Genomic DNA, 17,670 nt, shown 5'->3' on the forward strand with positions numbered 1-17,670 from the left:
CGGACAAGAGGGGGCCAATGGCCGGCGGCACATTTCGTGTTGCTACTGCTGGGATCGACTCTGGCGGGGTGCTCCTTTGCGCCCGAGCATGTCCGTCCGGCACAGCCTGTGTCCGCGGTCTACCCGGTACAGACTGCAACGTCGGGTTCGATCGGCCGGATCGGCTGGCGCGATTTCTTTCGGGAGCCTCAACTTCAGGCGCTGATCGCCGATGCCCTGGCGAACAATCGCGATATTCGGATCGCAGCCGGACGCGTGGAAGAGGCGCGCGCCGCGTTCCGTATCGAAGGTTCGGCGCTTTATCCCCAACTCGGCGCGGTTGCGACCGGATCGCGCGGGCGTACCCCCGCCGATCTGTCGATCACCGGTCGCTCCGAAACCGGCAACCAAATCTATTCGCAGCTCAGCGCCGACTGGGAGATCGACTTCTGGGGCCGGCTGCGCAACCTGCGGGAGTCCGCGCGCCAGCAATATCTCGCCTCCGAGGAAGCGCGCCGCGCCGTGGCGACCAGCCTCGTCGCGCAGGTCGCGAACGCCTATCTCCTCGAACGCGAATATGAGGAACGCAGCGCCCTGGCCCGCGACACGATACAGACGCGCGAGGAAGCGCTTCGCATCCTGCGTCGGCGCTACGAGGTCGGATCGGGCTCGAAGCTCGAGATGACGCAGGCGCAAACCTTGCTGGCGCAGGCGCAGACAGCGCTCCAGGCACTGGAGCAGGATCGCGACATCAACCGCAATGCACTTGCGCTGCTCGTTGGACACCCGGTCGATATTACGCCCGGTGCGCTGCGCCTTTCGGAAACCGGCGGCGACCGCGCGCTTCCTGCTGGTCTGCCGTCCGACCTGCTCGATAATCGGCCGGATATCATCGCCGCCGAGCATCGCCTGCGCGCCGCCAACGCGGATATCGGTGCCGCGCGTGCGGCGTTCTTCCCCAATGTCACGCTGACCGGCGCATTCGGCACGGCCAGCACCGAACTTGATGGCCTGTTCAAGTCTGGAAGCAGCGCGTGGTCGTTCACGCCGACGCTCAGTCTGCCGATCTTCAATGGCGGTCGCAACGCTGCCAATCTTGATCTGTCCAAGGCGCGCCGGAACATCGCGGTCGCCGAGTACGAACGGACCGTTCAGGAGGCGTTTCGCGATGTCGCCGACGCGCTCGTCCGGCGACGTCAGCTCGCCGCGCAAATCGCCACCATGCAGGACATGCTGGCGGCGCTCACCGAGCGAGCGCGGCTTGCCGACCTCCGATTCGAGAATGGCCGCTCGGCCTATCTCGAGGTGCTCGATGCCCAGCGCGACCTGTTCGATACGCAGCAAACGCTCGTGCAGCTGCGCCGCGGCTATTTCGCGAGCGGTATTGCGCTCTACGTAGCACTCGGCGGCGGCTTTTCCGATGATGCGGACCGCAGCCCGACAGCGGCGGTCATGAAGGAACAGGAACGATGAAGATCGACAGACGCTGGCTCATTCGAGGCGGGATCGCCGTCGCTGTGGTCGTCGCAGCGTTCCTCGTCTGGCAGTTGGTCAAGCCCGGTGATCTTCCCGAGGGGATCGTCAGCGGCAACGGCCGAATCGAGGCGGTCGAGATCGACGTCTCCGCCAAGGCGCCCGGTCGCATCCGCGAGATCGTCGCGGATGAGGGCGATTTCGTGAAGGCGGGACAGGTCGTCGCGCACATGGACACCGACGTGCTGATAGCGCAGCGTGCCGAGGCCGAGGCTCAGCTCGCCCAGGCCCAGAATGCGATTCAGATCGCCGAGAGTCAGGTGGCGCAACGGCAAAGCGAGCGTGCTGCCGCGTTCGCGACGACCCGCCAGCGAGAAGCAGAACTCAACGCCGCCCGCAAGCGGCTCGCACGGTCGGAAACACTTGCGCGCGAGGGTGCGACCCCGGTCCAGGAGCGCGACGACGATCGGGCGCGGGTCGAGGGTGCCCAGGCCGCGGTCGAGGCTGCCCGCGCGCAAGTCGCAGCTGTCGATGCGGCGATCAGGACCGCGCAATCGCAGATCATCGGCGCCCGCTCGAATGTCGATGCGGTTCGCGCCACCATCAGTCGGCTGCAAGCGGATATCGCCGACTGCGATCTGAAGGCGCCGAGCGACGGCCGGGTCCAGTATCGGATTGCGCAGCCGGGCGAGGTCGTCGCCGGCGGCGGCCGCGTGCTCAATCTCGTCAACCTGTCGGACGTCTACATGACCTTCTTCCTGCCCGAGACCGTCGCCGGGCGCGTCGGCCTGGGCAGCGAGGTGAGGATCGTGCTCGACGCCGCGCCGGACTTCGTGATCCCGGCCAAGGTCAGCTTTGTCGCCGACGTCGCGCAGTTCACGCCCAAGACCGTGGAAACCGAGAGCGAGCGGCAGAAACTGATGTTCCGCGTCAAGGCCCGCATCGACCCTGCCCTCCTTAATCGCCACATTCGCCAGGTGAAGACCGGATTGCCCGGCATGGCCTATGTGCGGATCGACCGCGACGCCGAATGGCCGGCGAAACTGACCGTCAATGTGGCGCAAGGACGGATGCTTTCCAGCTGAGAACCCCGTCAGCGACGCAGGCGCCGGCCGCTCGTCTCACGGGTGTCAGCCTTCGTTACGGGAAAGCCCAGGCGCTTGTCGGGGTCGATCTCGAAATTCCCGCCGGGGGCATGGTGGCATTGATCGGCCCGGATGGTGTGGGCAAGTCGAGCCTGTTCTCGCTCCTTGCCGGCGCGCGTAAGATCCAGTCGGGCAAAGTCGAGGTGCTCGGCGGAGACATGGCGGACCGGCGTCACCGCGAGGCGGTATGCCCGCGCATCGCGTATATGCCGCAGGGCCTCGGCAAGAATCTTTATCCTACCCTCTCCGTCGTCGAAAATCTCGAGTTCTTCGGACGCCTTTTCGGCCAGGACGCCGCCGAGCGTGCGCGCCGGATCAACGACCTGCTCGACAGTACCGGCCTGTCGCCCTTTCGCGATCGCCCCGCGGGAAAGCTGTCGGGCGGGATGAAGCAGAAGCTCGGGCTATGCTGCGCCCTCATCCACGATCCCGACTTCCTGCTGCTCGATGAGCCGACCACCGGTGTCGATCCCCTGTCGCGCGCGCAATTCTGGGACCTCATTGACCGTATCCGCGGCGAAAGGCCGGGGATGAGCGTTCTGGTGGCAACCGCCTATATGGAGGAAGCGGCGCGGTTCGAGTGGCTGGTGGCGATGGACGCGGGGCAGATCCTGGCGACCGGGACGCCAGCGGATTTCTACGCACGGACCGGCACGGACGGACTGGAACAGGCGTTCATCGCGCTGCTGCCCGAAGAACAGCGACGGGGGCACAAACCCGTGACCATCCCGCCCCGCGTCCACGGGGCGGATGGCGATATTGCGATCGAAGCCAAGGGCCTCACGATGCGGTTCGGGGACTTCACCGCGGTCGACCATGTCGACTTCCGGATCGAGCGCGGCGAGATCTTCGGTTTCCTGGGTTCGAACGGCTGCGGCAAGACGACGACGATGAAAATGCTCACGGGACTGCTGCCGGCCAGCGAAGGGGAGGCCTGGCTGTTCGGCCAGGAGGTCGACAGCCGCGACATCGCCATACGCCGCCGCGTCGGCTATATGTCCCAGGCCTTCTCGCTCTATTCCGAGCTCACCGTCCGGCAGAATCTGGAACTACACGCCAAGCTGTTCCACGTCGCCGCGGCGGAAATCCCCGGCCGCACCGATGAGATGGCCACCCGTTTCGGGCTTTCGGACATCATGGACGCGCTGCCCGACGCGCTGCCGCTAGGCCAGCGCCAGCGCCTGAGCCTCGCGGTGGCGATGATCCACAATCCCGAGATGCTGATCCTCGATGAGCCGACCTCGGGGGTTGATCCGATCGCGCGCGACCAGTTCTGGCAGATGATGATCGACCTGTCCCGCAACGACAAGGTGACGATCTTCATCTCCACCCACTTCATGAACGAAGCCCAGCGCTGCGACCGCATCTCACTGATGCATGCGGGCAAGGTGCTGGTCAGCGACACGCCCGCCGCCATCGTCGAGCAGCGCGGCAGTGCGACGCTGGAAGAAGCCTTCATCGCTTATCTGGAGGACGCCGCCGGTGACACCGGCAAGGGCATGGAGGCGAAAACCGACACGAAACCCACCGGCCCGCCGACGCCGTCGGCCGCGCCGAGCGAGGCGACCAGCCGCTTCTTCCGTGTCTTCAGCCACCGGCGGATGCTGAGCTACTCCCGGCGCGAGGCACTGGAATTGCGCCGGGATCCGATCCGCGCGACGCTCGCGCTGCTGGGCAGCGTCATCCTGATGTTCATCATGGGCTATGGCATCAGCATGGATGTCGAGAACCTCCCATTCGCGGTGCTCGATCGCGACGGGACGACCACCAGCCAGAATTATACGCTGAACCTCGCGGGCTCACGCTACTTCATCGAACGATCCCCGATCACCGATTACGCGCAGCTCGACCGGCGCATGCGCGACGGTGAACTGAGCGTCGCGATCGAGATTCCGCCGGGCTTCGCGCGCGACCTGCGGCGCGGCGATTCGGTCCAGATCGGCGTGTGGATCGACGGCGCCATGCCGCAGCGGGCGGAGACCGTGCAGGGATACATCCAAGCCTTGCATGCGCAATGGCTGGGCGACATGGCGGTGCAGGAGTTGGGCGCCCGGCCGTCGGCGGGCCTCATCAACATCGAGACCCGCTACCGCTACAATCCCGACGTCAAGAGCCTGGTGGCGATTGCCCCGGCGGTCATTCCCGTCCTGCTGCTGTTGTTTCCCGCAATGTTGACAGCGCTGAGCGTCGTACGCGAGAAGGAGCTTGGCTCGATCATCAACTTCTATGTCACGCCGATCACGCGGATCGAGTTCTTGGCCGGCAAACAGCTGCCCTATGTCGCGCTCGCCATGCTGAACTATGTGCTGCTGGTCTTGCTGGCGGTCTTCATCTTCCGCGTACCCATCACCGGCAATGTGCTGGCGATGACAGTCGCGGCCTTGCTCTATACCTTGTCAGCCACGGCGGTCGGGTTGCTGTTCTCTATTTTCATGCGCAGTCAGATCGCGGCACTGTTCGCAACCGCGATCGGCACGATCCTGCCGGCGGTGCAATTTTCCGGGTTGATCAACCCGGTCTCGTCCCTTGAGGGCGCCGGCGCGGTCGTCGGACGGATCTTCCCAACGACGCACTTCGTCACCATCTGCCGCGGCGTCTTTTCCAAGGGCCTTGGTTTTGGCGACCTTGGTCAGCCGTTGCTGGCTTTGGCAGTGGCGGTTCCGGTGCTGCTTGGACTGTGCGTCCTGTTGTTGAAGAAGCAGGAGGGCTGAGATGCGACACGCCGCCAACATCCTGCGTTTGGGCGTCAAGGAGCTGCGCAGCCTCTGGCGCGATCCCATGATGCTGGTGCTGATTGTCTACGCCTTCTCGCTTGGCATCTACGTGGCGGCCTCGGCCATGCCCGAGACACTGAACAAGGCGCCGATCGCGATCGTCGACGAGGATCAGTCCCCGCTCTCCAGCCGAATCACCGGGGCCTTTTATCCACCCCATTTCAATCAGCCGGTCCTGCTCGCTTTGGGTGAGGTCGATGCGGCGATGGATGCCGGGCGCTACACCTTTGCGCTCGACCTGCCGCCCGATTTCCAGCGCGACGTGCTCGCCGGCCGGCAGCCGACCGTCCAGCTCAACATCGACGCCACGCGCATGAGCCAGGCTTTCACCGGCGGCGGATATATCCAGCAGATCGTTCAGGGGGAGGTGTCAGAGTTCATGAGGGGTACGCGGGCGACTGCCGCCTCGCCCGTCGACCTCGCCCTGCGCGCCCGCTTCAACCCGACCCTTGCGCAAAGCTGGTTCGGGTCGGTGATGGAAATCATCAACAACGTCACCATGCTCTCGATCGTGCTGACCGGCGCCGCGCTGATCCGCGAGCGCGAGCATGGCACCATCGAACATCTGCTGGTGATGCCGGTCACACCTCTCGAGATCATGGCCAGCAAGGTTTGGGCAATGGGCCTCGTCGTGCTGGCCGCCTGCGCCTTCGCGCTGATTGTGGTGGTCGAAGGGATATTGAAGGTGCCAATCGAGGGATCGATCCCGCTGTTCCTTCTCGGGGCGGCACTTCACCTGTTCGCGACGACGTCGATCGGCATCTTCATGGGGACGATCGCACGATCGATGCCGCAGTTCGGGCTGCTGTTGATGCTCGTGCTGCTGCCGCTCCAACTGCTGTCCGGCGGCATGACCCCGCGCGAGAGCATGCCGGAGTTCGTGCAGACGGTGATGCTCGCCGCGCCCACCACCCATTTCGTCAAGATGGCGCAATCCATCCTCTATCGCGGCGCCGGGCTCGATGTCGTCTGGCCCCAATTCTTGGCCATCGCTGCGATCGGGGCGGTGTTCTTCGTGGTAGCGCTTGCGCGGTTTCGCCGTACCATCGGGACCATGGCCTGAAGATTGCGCCCGGACTACCTCTGACGTTCCGTTAGCTGACAGCGCAGAGCGGCGAACCCGACAGACGAGATCCCCGTCAAGTTCGTGAGTCGGCAGCGGGAGCCCGTTCGCGACACCGAACCGATGCTTTTGACGCAGATCAAGGTCCGGGCACGCGAATCGGCCGCTGTTCGTAATCGGACGCGGGCTCCTCCCTGCCCCGTTGACCGACCTTCTCCCGCTCCGGCTTGCCGAGCGGCTTTTCTTTCGCTCAATCCGTATCGGTATCCGCAGGCCCCCTCGCCATCGCGGAAGCCCGACAGCGTCAAGGCGTCCCGCCAGCGAAGCCCTTATAGTCCACAAACATCTTCAAATGCCGCGATGCGATCACGCTGGAGCCATTGCGAGACGATCGGGAGCGCGTTGACGCCTGCATCCTGCATCATCGTGGCCAGCGGCATCACGCGCAGGCGGCGCCGGTGCCTGACCCTCTTCCCGAGCGCCACGACCAGCCGGACGGTGAATCGAGCATGTCGTAAACGTCGCCGCCGAACTGGACGACGTGGCGACCGAACGGTCGAAAAAGCTGTCCATCCCCTTGAGGCCCTGTTCCGCTGGGGTTTCCTTCTCAAGTGCAGGGCGCACGAGGTCGATCAGTCTGCGCAGATCCTCTCTGGGGCAGCAGTTCGACATCCGCGCCGTTCGCCATCGACCGCAGCAGCGTCCCCGCACCGGCTGGATCCACCCGTCCCAGGTCCGAAACATCGAGGGGATGCGCTCCGCCGTCCAGCCCCATTCGCCCGACCAGACGGGCTGCTACGTCGCCCATGCCGAGCCCCGTCCCGTCTCCGCTGGGGTGAAGCGTGGGCACATCACCATCGTCAAGGCGCCAGTCGGCGGTGGTCACCGGACGAGCGCCACACCGATGCGTAAGCGCGTCGTTCGCCGGTGATAGTCGAGCAGGTTCTCGCCATAGCCGACGAAGCTCTGGCCGAAGAGATAGAAATCCGGTCCGCCGCCGAGCACGCGGCTGAGCGGATAGGAGATATCCGCCGCGACCGACCCCTTGCCGCTGCCGAAGTTGAAGCGGGTGGAGGTGGAGAGGCGCAGTCCGTCATCCTTCCCAATCTCGGCAAAGAGCCCGGTATTCCCGCGATACCGGCGAATATCGGGATTGTCGCCCAGATCACCGGCATAGAGCCAGAGCCGCGGCGCCAGCGTCAGCCGATAGCCGCCGCTCAGGGGGATAGCGGCCATGGGCGCGACATAGACCGTGTTCAGGCTGCGCGAAGCCGTGCCGTCGCGGCCGTTGGATTCGTGCCGCAGGCCGGCCTGCGCGCTGACCGTCGCCCCGCTCGACAGCGTGAGCGGCGGCGAGAGATAGAATAGCTCTGGCTGATAATCGACATTGCGGAACGGCGAGGACTTCGCGCCGACATCCCAGAACATTCGCTGCGTATAAGCGAAATAGAGACCGTTCGGGAGCGACCGTGCTTTGTCCTGCTGCGCGCGATAGCCCAACAGCTGATATTTGAAGCTGAGCTGGATCCGCGCCTCGGTGTTCGTGCCGGGGCCATAGACGGCGTAGATCGGCTCATAGGCTGAAAGATTGGCCAGGAAGGCGTTTCCGGCCGAGCGATCGCTGGGCGCGGGCGCAACAGCCTTCGCATCCGCCGGTCCGGCATCCGAGGCGAGACCCGTAGAGCAGGCATATGCTTGCGCGATACGAGGCGCTGAAGGAATGTCGAAGGCAACAGGCGGCGCGGCCCAGCCCATGATTGAGAGCGAAGCATGCTTTTGTGAAGGGCTCGATGCTGGCAAGCGAAGCCGATACTGCGCGCGCGAAAAACCGCCTGCCGGAATTCGCACAGTGGCGGGCGATCCGGACGATCGTTCGAGCCAGGCGTGTACGACTTGGCCATCGATCGTAACTTCGGCCTCGAGCCGCGGTGGCAGCGTCATCGCGGTCGCGGCCGGTTCACCATTCAGCAAACGAAGATCGACGTCTACAGCGCCAACGTCAGCCGATGGCCTGATCGCGCTTATGAACGTCTCGACCGTTGGCGTACCAAGCGCGGCAGATGAACACAGCGCGGAAAGAAGGATGGCCGCAGTGCGCGGCCGGAACGGCATGTGTCTTTTATGGCGGTCGTTCATGCGAGGAGGTGCAGACCGCTGTCGACCGGAATGATCGTACCGGTGATTCGCTTCGCGGCATCGCTGACCAAGAACGCCGCCAGCGCCCCGACATCGGCTACTTCCACCAGCTTGCCTTCCGGGACGGCCGCCGCGGCGCGCTCTATCAGCTCGTCGAAGCGTTCGATGCCGCTCGCCGCCCGCGTCGCGATCGGACCCGGGGAAATCGCATGGGCGCGGATACCCTTGGACCCCAGTTCGGCGGCAACGTAACGGGTCGCGCTTTCCAGCGCCGCCTTGACCGGCCCCATCAGATTATAATGCTCCACAACCCGGTCCGATCCGTAGAAGGTCACGCACAGCAGGCAGCCTCCGTCGGGCATCAGCGGTTCGGCCAGTCGGGCCATCCGTAAAAAGCTGTGACAGGAGACATCCATGGCGATTGCGACGCCCTCGGCCGAGGAGTCGACGACTCGGCCGTGAAGGTCGTCCCGCGGCGCGAAAGCGATCGAATGGAGCAGGAAATCGAGGCCGCCCCACTTCGTCCTCACCTTCTCAAAAAGGGCCTCCAACTCGCCTGGAACGCGAACATCGCAAGGCGCCGTCCATTCGACCCCCAGACATTCCGCAACCGGCGCCACATATTGCTCCGCCTTGGCGTTGAGATAGGTTGCGGCGAGCCGGGCCCCGCACTGCGCGAACGCCTCGGCACAGCCGGCCGCGATGCTGTGTTCGTTGGCGATGCCTACGACGAGGCCGCGCTTACCGGCAAGATCGACCAGCGGCTTCATGAGGCATCTCCTGCAGGAACGAGCGCGGCGAGGCGTGAATGGCGATCACGCGTTCCTCGTCGGTCGGAATGACACGAACGATGATCTCGCTGTCCGCCATGCTGATGACGGGCGCATTGCGCGTATTGGCTTGCGCATCGATGGCGATGCCCAGCCAGGCCAATCGCTCGCAGATCGCCGAGCGGATAACGGAATCATTTTCGCCGATGCCGGCCGTGAAGACGATGCCGTCGATGCCGCCGAGCGACAATATGAGGGCCGAGGCTTCGCGCGCCGCGCGCCAGGCAAAGAGCTCGATAGCCTCGGCGGCGTGTGGGTCGTCGCTCATGTGAAGCGCGCGCATGTCGCTGGATATGCCGGACACGCCGAGCAGCCCGGACTGTTTGTAGAGCAGCGCCTCGACAGCCGGCGCGGTCATACCTTCCTGGGTCTGAAGATGAAGCACGGCACCGGGATCGATCGTGCCGCAGCGCGTTCCCATCAGCAGCCCGTCGAGCGCGGTGAAGCCCATGGTGGTGTCCATGCTGAGGCCGTCCCGCATCGCGCAGAGGCTGGCGCCATTGCCGAGATGGGCGGCGATCACGCGACCAGATGCGAGAACCGGATCGGCCTCGCGGAGTGCGCGGGCGATATATTCATAGGACAAGCCGTGAAACCCATACCGCCGAATACCTTTGTCGTGCAGTGCGCGTGGCAGCCCGAAGCGGGTCGAGACTTCCGGTAGCTCATGGTGGAAGGCGGTGTCGAAGCAGGCGACCTGCGGCAGCTCGGGGGCGAGCGTGCGGATGGCACGGATGGCAGCCAGATTGTGGGGCTGATGAAGAGGCGCGAGCGGACACAATGCGTCCAGCGCGGCGAGCAGCGCATCATCGACGCACAGTGGACGGAAGAACTCGGTCCCGCCATGGACGACGCGATGCCCGGCCGCGACGATGTCGTGATCGGGCAGGTGATCGCCCGCCCACGCGAACAGGTCGTGAAGCAGGGCTTCATGGGTAAGCGCTGCGCCATTGTCCCAGCCCCTGTCTACCAGGATGACCTCATTGGCGTCGCGAGCGACGAGATGGGGGGCAGTGCCGATTCCTTCGAGCTTGCCGACGGCCGCATGTTGCGGCCCGTCCGGTCCCAGGGTGAACAGTGCGAACTTGATGCTCGACGAGCCGGAATTGAGGCTGACGACTGCCTCCATGTCAGCCGGTCCCCTGAAGGCCCGGCGCCGCCTTGGTGGCGGCGCGAACCAGCAGGACGGCAACGGCGCACGAAGCAAGCCGGGTTCGCTGGGAATCCGCGCGGCTTGTGAGGATGATCGGCACTCGTGCGCCCAGGACAACACCCGCCGCATCCGCTCCGCCGAGGAAGGTCAGCTGCTTGGCGAGCATGTTGCCCGCCTCGAGGTTCGGCACGACGAGGATCTCTGCCTTGCCCGCGACGGGAGAGAAGATGCCTTTCTCCTTCGCCGCCGCTTCGCTGATCGCATTGTCGAATGCCAATGGCCCGTCGAGCACCCCGCCGGTAATCTGGCCGCGATCCGCCATCTTGCAAAGCGCGGCGGCGTCGATCGTCGATCGGATCGAGGGATTGACCGTTTCTACCGCCGACAGGATCGCGACCTTGGGTACTTCGATGCCGATGACGTGCGCGAGGTCGATCGCATTGCGGATGATGTCCGCCTTTTCCTCAAGGCTCGGCTCGATGTTGATCGCGGCGTCGGTGATGATGAGCGGCGTCGGATGGTCAGGCACATCCATAAGATAGGCATGGCTGATGCGCCGCTCCGTCCGGAGACCGGTCGTCGAGGAAACCACGGCCGCCATCAACTCGTCTGTGTGGAGCGACCCCTTCATCAGTAGCCCGGCCTCGCCCGAACGGACCAGGGCAACCGCTGCCGCAGCAGCGGCATGGCTGTGCGGCGCGGGGACGATCCGGTAGGCGGAGATGTCTTTCCCCGCGTCCTCCGCCGCCGCGCGGATTCGCGCTTCGGGGCCGACCAGGATTGGCACGATAAGGCCAGCCTCGCCTGCGTCGACAGCCGCCACGATGGCGGCGGCGGAGCACGGATGGGCCACGGCGGTCGGCGCGGGCGTGCATTCTCTGGTGAGCTCGATCAGCTTGCGGTAGCCGTCATGGTCGGAGATGCGAATGTCTGGCAGCGCGATGCGCGGAAGGCGGACCTTCTCAGTCGGCGCCTTGACCTCGGCCTGGCCGGTGATGACCTCGGCGCCATTCTGGTTGACGCAGCGACAATCGAGCAAAAGCACATGATGCTCGGATCGTTTTTCGGTCACGGTCACTGAGGTTGTGATGGCGTCGCCCAGGCCCACCGGCCGGGTGAAGCGCAAAGACTGGCTGAGGTAGATTGCGCCCGGTCCCGGCAACTCGGTGCCCAGAACGGCCGAGATCAGCCCCCCGCCCCACAGGCCATGGGCGATCACGCGGTGGAATAGGTGGGTCGCCGCATAATCGGTATCGAGATGGGCCGGGTTCACGTCGCCCGAGACGAGCGCGAACAGCTGGATGTCCTCCTCGCGCAGCGTGCGGATGACGCTCGCGGTGTCGCCTACAGCGATCTCGTCGAACGTGCGGTTCTCGATCATGTCGGGACTGTTCACGCTCAGTGCTCGAGCACGAAGCGGCCAGGCGCGTCTTCGAGGACCGGGTAGCCCTTGTCCGGCGCGCCCATTGCCGGTGGCGCAGTTGGTTCGCCTGAGCGCTCGCCCAGCCATTCGCCCCAGGCGACCCACCAGGAACCGTCCCGAACCGGCGCGCGGATCACCCAATCGTCCGGGTCGAGGGCGGCAGCATCAGCTTCGCGGGTGAGGATATGATAGCGGCGCCCCTTATGTCCAGGTTCCGACACGATACCGGCATTATGGCCGCCGCTGGTCAGCACGAAGGTGATCTCGGCAGTGCTCAGCATGTGGATCTTGTGGACCGAATGCCACGGCGCGACATGGTCGCGCTCGGTGCCGACAACGAACATCGGCTTGCGCAGCGCGGACAGGCTGATCGCCCGCCCATCGACCTTGTAGCGTCCCTCGGCAAGATCGTCGTCGAGGAACAGGCGGCGCAGATACTGGCTGTGCATCGCGTAGGGCATTCGCGTGCCGTCGGCGTTCCAGGCCATCAGGTCCGACATCGGTTCCCGCTCCCCCATCAGATAGGTATTGAGGATCCGCGACCAGACAAGATCGTTGGAGCGCAGGATCTGAAATGCGCCGCCCATCTGCGCGCCGTCGAGATAGCCTTTGCTCCACATCATATTCTCGAGCACGTTGAGCTGCGCCTCGTCGATAAATAGGCCAAGTTCGCCCGGCTCGCTAAACTCGGTCTGCGCGGCGAACAGCGTGACCGTCGCCAACCGCTCATCGCCGTCGCGCGCCATCGCGGCCGCGGCGATCGACAGCATTGTCCCGCCGATGCAATAGCCAACGCCATGTACCGCCGGCGATCCCGTGATCGCCGTGACCGCGTCGAGCGCTGCCATCGGTCCCAAACGCCGATAGGCCTCCATGTCTAGATCACGGTCGGCGCTGACGGGATTGTGCCAGGAGATGATGAAGACCGTGAAGCCCTGCCCGGTCAGCCAGCGGACCAGCGAGTTCTCCGGCGACAGGTCGAGAATATAATATTTCATGATCCAGGCTGACACGATCAGGATCGGCTCGGGCCGTACGGTTCCAGTCGTCGGCGCATATTGGATCAGTTCGATCAGGTCGTTGCGATAGACGACCTTGCCCGGTGTCACCGCAACAGCCTCACCGACCGTGAAGGCATCGGTCCCCGCTGGTGGCTCGCCCCGCATCATTCGCTGCATATCTTCGACCAGCAGTCTTGCACCATCCGCAAGGCATTGCCCGCGGGTCTCGACAATCCGCTGCTGAAGGACGGGATTGGTCATGACGAAATTGCTCGGCGCCATCGTATCGAGGATCTGTCGCACGCCGAACGACACCATATCCTCATGGTGCCTGGTCACACCGGTAATGCCGGTTGTTGCCGCGTGCCACCATTGCTGGTTGAGCAGGAACGCCTGGCTGATAAGGCTGAACGGCGCTTTGTTCCATGCCGGATCTGAAAAGCGACGATCCTGAGGCAAGGGCTCAATCGCCGGGGCGGCGTCATCGTCGCCGATGCTACGGGCAGCGTAGTCGCCGAGGCGTGCGAACTTTCGCCCGGTCTTAGCCGCCAGCTTCAACTGGGTACCCGGTGAGAAGGCGAGATGCATGGCCCAATCGGAGAAGGCCTGCAATATCGTCGCCGGCGAGAGCCCGCGTGTGATCTGCGCGAGGCTTGCGATAGCGGCCCGATCAAGGGTTTCGGCGATGCCGTCGAGCGGATCGGACGCGTCCTGGTGTGAATGCGCGGCTGCCATCTTAGAACTCCTGACAAAAATCGCATCGGTACTGAGGCTGCACAAGCGCAAGTGCATTACGTAGATGCCCCACACCGCATGCTGCGGCACCCACCCGTCGGGGAACATATCTTATATTCGTACACATGGCGGAGAGCATGACACAGCGCGGGAAGCGAATCGTGCCTTCGCAACTGCAAAACGGTACTGCAAAGGTTAGATATTGCGCAAGTCCATTGACTGGCTCGGCGGCTGCTCACCTGAAGCGGTGGAGTCCTTGTCGTCGCTGGAACACAGATCTCGGCCGTCCGGCCCCGCGATCGGTGCCAGACGTCAACTCAGGCGCGCCCAAGCTTATCACGATCTGTTGTCGGGGTGGCGGCTAGCGTGAAACCCTTTCCCGGCAGACATTTTGGAGCACCTCGCTTCCCTGGGCGTCGTGGATGCCGACGGAAGGGTCGCGCTCAAGGGACAGCCAAGCGAGCCAACCTTGATCAAGCTGCGCTACTTTGCTCCCTAGCCGTTCATAGGGTGCCTCAGTCGCGATGTGCGCGGCCGCGCAGTCGGCGTTCACCGCAGGGATCATCAGGTTTCGACCTTTCTGGGCGCCTCGCGTCTTTCCAGCCGAAAGTACCATGCCTTGGTCATTTCGGTGGCCACGATGTATCCCAGCACAATAGTGACAATCACAAACACTGTTCCCCGTCAGCACCAATGGCACAGATTTGAGGTTGTGATTTAAGGAGTGTTGGGGCTTCGTCGTAGTGACGAAGGAACGAAGATGAAGCCCCAACACTCCTTGAAAAAATCGCCTGCCAAGGCCCCTGCTGAGCGGGTGGTGAAGGACATCCGGCGGCAGACCCGGCGGCACTTCTCGGCCGAAGACAAGATACGCATCGTGCTCGATGGGCTGCGCGGCGAAGACAGCATTGCCGAACTATGCCGCAAGGAAGGCATTGCACAGAGCCTGTATTACACCTGGTCGAAGGAGTTCATGGAAGCGGGCAAGCGACGCCTGGCGGGTGACACGGCTCGTGCCGCGACCAGCGGCGAGGTGCAGGACCTGCGCCGCGAAGCCCGTGCCCTGAAGGAATGCGTGGCCGACCTGACCCTCGAGAACCGTCTGCTCAAAAAAAGCATGATCGCGGATGGGGGCGACGACGAATGAGGTATCCCGCATCCGAGAAGCTCGAGATCATCCGGATCGTCGAGCAGTCGCATCTGCCGGCGAAGCTCACTCTCAACAAGCTGGGGATCGCACGCCGGACGTTCTACCGCTGGTACGACCGGTTCCTCGAAGGCGGACCGGAGGCGTTGGAAGATCGGCCATCGGCACCGAGCCGCGTGTGGAACCGGATCCCGCCTGACATCCATGATCAGATCATCGAACTGGCGCTGGAGCAGTCCGAGCTGAGCCCACGGGAGCTGGCGGTGCGCTTTACCGACGAGAAGCGTTACTTCGTGTCGGAAGCCACGGTTTACCGCCTTCTGAAGGCCCATGACCTGATCACCAGCCCGGCCTATGTGGTGATCAAGGCCGCCGATCAGTTCCACACCAAGACCACGCGGGTGAACGAGATGTGGCAGACCGACTTCACCTACTTCAAGATCATCGGGTGGGGCTGGATGTACCTGTCGACCGTGCTCGACGACTTCTCGCGCTACATCATCGCCTGGAAGCTGTGCACCAACATGCGCGCCGAGGACGTGACCGACACGCTGGACATGGCACTGGCCGCATCGGGCTGCGACAGCGCCACGGTGCTGCACAAGCCAAGGCTGTTGTCGGACAATGGGCCCAGCTATATCGCGGGTGAACTGGCGGAATACATCGAGGCCCGGAAGATGAGCCACGTGCGCGGCGCCCCGATGCACCCGCAGACCCAAGGCAAGATCGAGCGCTGGCACCAGACACTGAAGAACCGCATCCTGCTGGAAAACTACTTCCTGCCCGGCGACCTTGAGGCCCAGATCGAGGCCTTCATCGAGCACTACAACCACCAGCGTTATCACGAGAGCCTGAGCAACGTGACACCTGCCGACGCCTACTTCGGCAGGGCACCGGCCATCATCAAACAGCGTGAAAGGATCAAGCGAAAGACCATCGAACATCGGCGCTTGCAACACCGCAAGCTCGCCGCTTAACATCAACCCCCAGACGAAGCCCGCACTCCGCTAATCTACGCCGCGAGTTGTGCCAAATGTTCTGACGACGGACAGATTTGACATACGTGAACCCAGTGGCCGGACTATCAATTATCCAGGCTTCACGCCGCGCCGGAAAAGATGTCACAACAACTCGAAGCTGTCGGCACGAGCTATGTCCCACACGTTCTTGTAGAAACTGGAGTGACAGCTTCCGCTTAGCAATTCTCCTTCGGCCAGGAAGGTATGAAGTTGCGAAAACAGGCGGACCTCGGTCTGACTGACCCGACGCACCAAGTGATGCGGACCGATCTGGCTGGGATGATCGAGGCCTGCGGCGGCCAGCATTTCCGCCAGCGCATGAAGCGTATTCCTGTGAAAATTAAACACGCGTTCGGCCTTTTCGGGCACCACCAGGGCGCGCTGGAGCAGCGGATCCTGCGTCGCGACGCCAACGGGACAACGGTTGGTATTGCAGGACAGCGATTGAACGCACCCCAGAGCGAACATAAACCCTCGCGCGGCATTCACCCAGTCGGCACCCAGGGCGCGCGTCGCAGCGATGTCGAAGGCGCTGACTATCTTTCCCGCAGCGCCGATCCTGATCCTGTCGCGCAGGCCCGTGCCGACCAAGGTGTTGTGCACAAAGAGCAGGCCTTCCCGCATGGGCATGCCGAGATGATCTGAAAACTCGAGAGGCGACGCGCCTGTCCCGCCCTCTGCACCATCGACCACGACGAAATCAGGCAGGATGCCTGTGTCCATCATGGCCTTGACCATACCCATGAATTCCCACGGCTGGCCGATGCACAGCTTGAACCCGACAGGCTTGCCGCCGGAAAGCTGCCTGAGCTCTGCGATAAAGGCCATCATCTCGTTCGGCGTGGAAAAGGCACTGTGCCGGGCGGGAGAAACGCAGTCCTGGCCCATTGGCACACCGCGGGTCTGGGCGATCTCTTCTGTGATCTTGCTGGCCGGCAGAATTCCGCCGTGGCCAGGTTTGGCGCCCTGGCTGAGCTTGATCTCGATCATCTTGACCTGCGGATCTGTGGCTTTCTCCTCAAAGGCTCGTGGGTCAAAGCCGCCATCGGCGTTTCTGCAGCCGAAATACCCGCTGCCGATTTCCCAGATCAGATCGCCGCCATGGTGTCTGTGGTGCGGACTGATACTCCCCTCGCCGGTGTCATGGGCAAAGCTTCCCAGCTTTGCGCCCTGGTTCAGTGCAAGAATGGCGTTGGCACTCAGCGATCCGAAGCTCATCGCCGAGATGTTCAGGATGGATGCTCGGTAGGGTTGCCTGCAAGCGTCCCCGCCAATTTCGACGCGGAACGTGGCGGGATCACCGGGGGGCACCGGACGGTTCGAATGCCCAATAAATTCATAGCCGCTTTCATACACATCGAGCTGGGTGCCAAATGCGCGCTCGCTGCTTTCGTTCTTCGACCTCGCGTAGACCAGTGACCGCTGACTCCGGGAAAAGGGCAATTGCTCATGGTCATCCTCGATTAGATACTGGCGTATCTCCGGACGAATATCCTCGAAAAACCAGCGCATACGACCAATGATCGGGTAATTGCGCCGGATCGAATGGACCGGCTGTGCGAGGTCAAACAGGCCGATCAGCACCAAGACCCCCGAAATTGCGAAAACAGAGACGGCCCATGCTGCAGGGAGAAAAGCACCAGAGACAACAGCCGCAAGAAGGGCGCAGCCAAAGATCGAGAAACGTTTCAAGAACAATGCAAAGCTCCGTCAGCACGACCACAATTGCCAGCACGGTAGCACGTCTATCGAAAAGTCGGTCACTCTCGCTTATGCACGCAAGCAGTAGCCC

11 protein-coding genes are annotated in these 17,670 nt (G+C 63.5%); 5 read left to right on the forward strand and 6 right to left on the reverse strand.

The window, feature by feature from the left end:
• Positions 1 to 36: 36 nt before the first annotated feature.
• From IPF76_RS19260 to IPF76_RS19275, 4 genes are read left to right on the forward strand one after another with little or no spacing between them, the layout of a single operon-like run.
• Positions 37 to 1,452 carry an efflux transporter outer membrane subunit gene (locus tag IPF76_RS19260; RefSeq protein WP_216313498.1) on the forward strand — a complete coding sequence of 472 codons (1,416 nt, stop codon included), beginning with the start codon at positions 37 to 39 and terminating at the stop codon, positions 1,450 to 1,452.
• Positions 1,449 to 2,537, forward strand: coding sequence for an HlyD family efflux transporter periplasmic adaptor subunit (locus tag IPF76_RS19265; protein WP_293847216.1), 1,089 nt, complete (start codon positions 1,449 to 1,451; stop codon positions 2,535 to 2,537). Before IPF76_RS19260 ends, IPF76_RS19265 begins: the two co-directional genes overlap by 4 nt.
• Complete coding sequence (gene rbbA, locus IPF76_RS19270; protein ID WP_293847411.1) at positions 2,534 to 5,308, forward strand: ribosome-associated ATPase/putative transporter RbbA; 2,775 nt, start codon at positions 2,534 to 2,536, stop codon at positions 5,306 to 5,308. Before IPF76_RS19265 ends, rbbA begins: the two co-directional genes overlap by 4 nt.
• A gap of 1 nt (position 5,309) precedes the next feature.
• Positions 5,310 to 6,434, forward strand: coding sequence for an ABC transporter permease (locus tag IPF76_RS19275; protein ID WP_281824808.1), 1,125 nt, complete (start codon positions 5,310 to 5,312; stop codon positions 6,432 to 6,434).
• 882 nt (positions 6,435 to 7,316) lie between these two features.
• Here the strand turns inward: IPF76_RS19275 and IPF76_RS19280 are convergent.
• From IPF76_RS19280 to IPF76_RS19300, 5 genes are all read right to left on the reverse strand, one after another.
• Positions 7,317 to 8,405: a phospholipase A gene (locus IPF76_RS19280; RefSeq protein WP_293847219.1), complete on the reverse strand. Its 1,089-nt coding sequence runs from the start codon at positions 8,403 to 8,405 to the stop codon at positions 7,317 to 7,319.
• A gap of 161 nt (positions 8,406 to 8,566) precedes the next feature.
• On the reverse strand, positions 8,567 to 9,340 hold the full coding sequence (gene fabI / locus IPF76_RS19285) for an enoyl-ACP reductase FabI (RefSeq protein ID WP_293847221.1): 774 nt from the start codon (positions 9,338 to 9,340) through the stop codon (positions 8,567 to 8,569).
• On the reverse strand, positions 9,312 to 10,529 hold the full coding sequence (locus IPF76_RS19290; RefSeq protein ID WP_293847223.1) for an acetate/propionate family kinase: 1,218 nt from the start codon (positions 10,527 to 10,529) through the stop codon (positions 9,312 to 9,314). Before IPF76_RS19290 ends, fabI begins: the two co-directional genes overlap by 29 nt.
• A gap of 1 nt (position 10,530) precedes the next feature.
• On the reverse strand, positions 10,531 to 11,949 hold the full coding sequence (locus tag IPF76_RS19295; RefSeq protein WP_293847225.1) for a bifunctional enoyl-CoA hydratase/phosphate acetyltransferase: 1,419 nt from the start codon (positions 11,947 to 11,949) through the stop codon (positions 10,531 to 10,533).
• A gap of 2 nt (positions 11,950 to 11,951) precedes the next feature.
• Complete coding sequence (locus IPF76_RS19300; RefSeq protein ID WP_293847227.1) at positions 11,952 to 13,712, reverse strand: poly-beta-hydroxybutyrate polymerase N-terminal domain-containing protein; 1,761 nt, start codon at positions 13,710 to 13,712, stop codon at positions 11,952 to 11,954.
• 760 nt (positions 13,713 to 14,472) lie between these two features.
• Between IPF76_RS19300 and IPF76_RS19305 the strand changes: the two genes are divergently transcribed.
• A protein-coding gene (locus tag IPF76_RS19305; protein ID WP_293847229.1) for an IS3 family transposase occupies positions 14,473 to 15,836 on the forward strand; the annotation gives its coding sequence in 2 pieces (ribosomal slippage) (positions 14,473 to 14,821 and positions 14,821 to 15,836; 1,365 coding nt in all).
• Positions 15,837 to 15,980: 144 nt separating this feature from the next.
• On the opposite strand, the gene IPF76_RS19310 is transcribed toward IPF76_RS19305, so the two are convergent.
• Complete coding sequence (locus tag IPF76_RS19310; protein WP_293847231.1) at positions 15,981 to 17,576, reverse strand: FMN-binding glutamate synthase family protein; 1,596 nt, start codon at positions 17,574 to 17,576, stop codon at positions 15,981 to 15,983.
• Positions 17,577 to 17,670 lie beyond the last annotated feature (94 nt).

Source organism: Sphingopyxis sp. (assembly GCF_016704835.1).
Taxonomy (GTDB): Bacteria; Pseudomonadota; Alphaproteobacteria; order Sphingomonadales; family Sphingomonadaceae; genus Sphingopyxis.

Bases quoted from the DNA above. Each gene is read 5' to 3' on its own strand.
- IPF76_RS19265 (WP_293847216.1), top strand. From the start codon at position 1,449: ATGAAGATCGACAGACGCTGGCTCATTCGAGGCGGGATCGCCGTCGCT.
- IPF76_RS19275 (WP_281824808.1), top strand. From the start codon at position 5,310: ATGCGACACGCCGCCAACATCCTGCGTTTGGGCGTCAAGGAGCTGCGC.
- fabI (WP_293847221.1), bottom strand. From the start codon at position 9,340: ATGAAGCCGCTGGTCGATCTTGCCGGTAAGCGCGGCCTCGTCGTAGGC.
- IPF76_RS19290 (WP_293847223.1), bottom strand. From the start codon at position 10,529: ATGGAGGCAGTCGTCAGCCTCAATTCCGGCTCGTCGAGCATCAAGTTC.
- IPF76_RS19300 (WP_293847227.1), bottom strand. From the start codon at position 13,712: ATGGCAGCCGCGCATTCACACCAGGACGCGTCCGATCCGCTCGACGGC.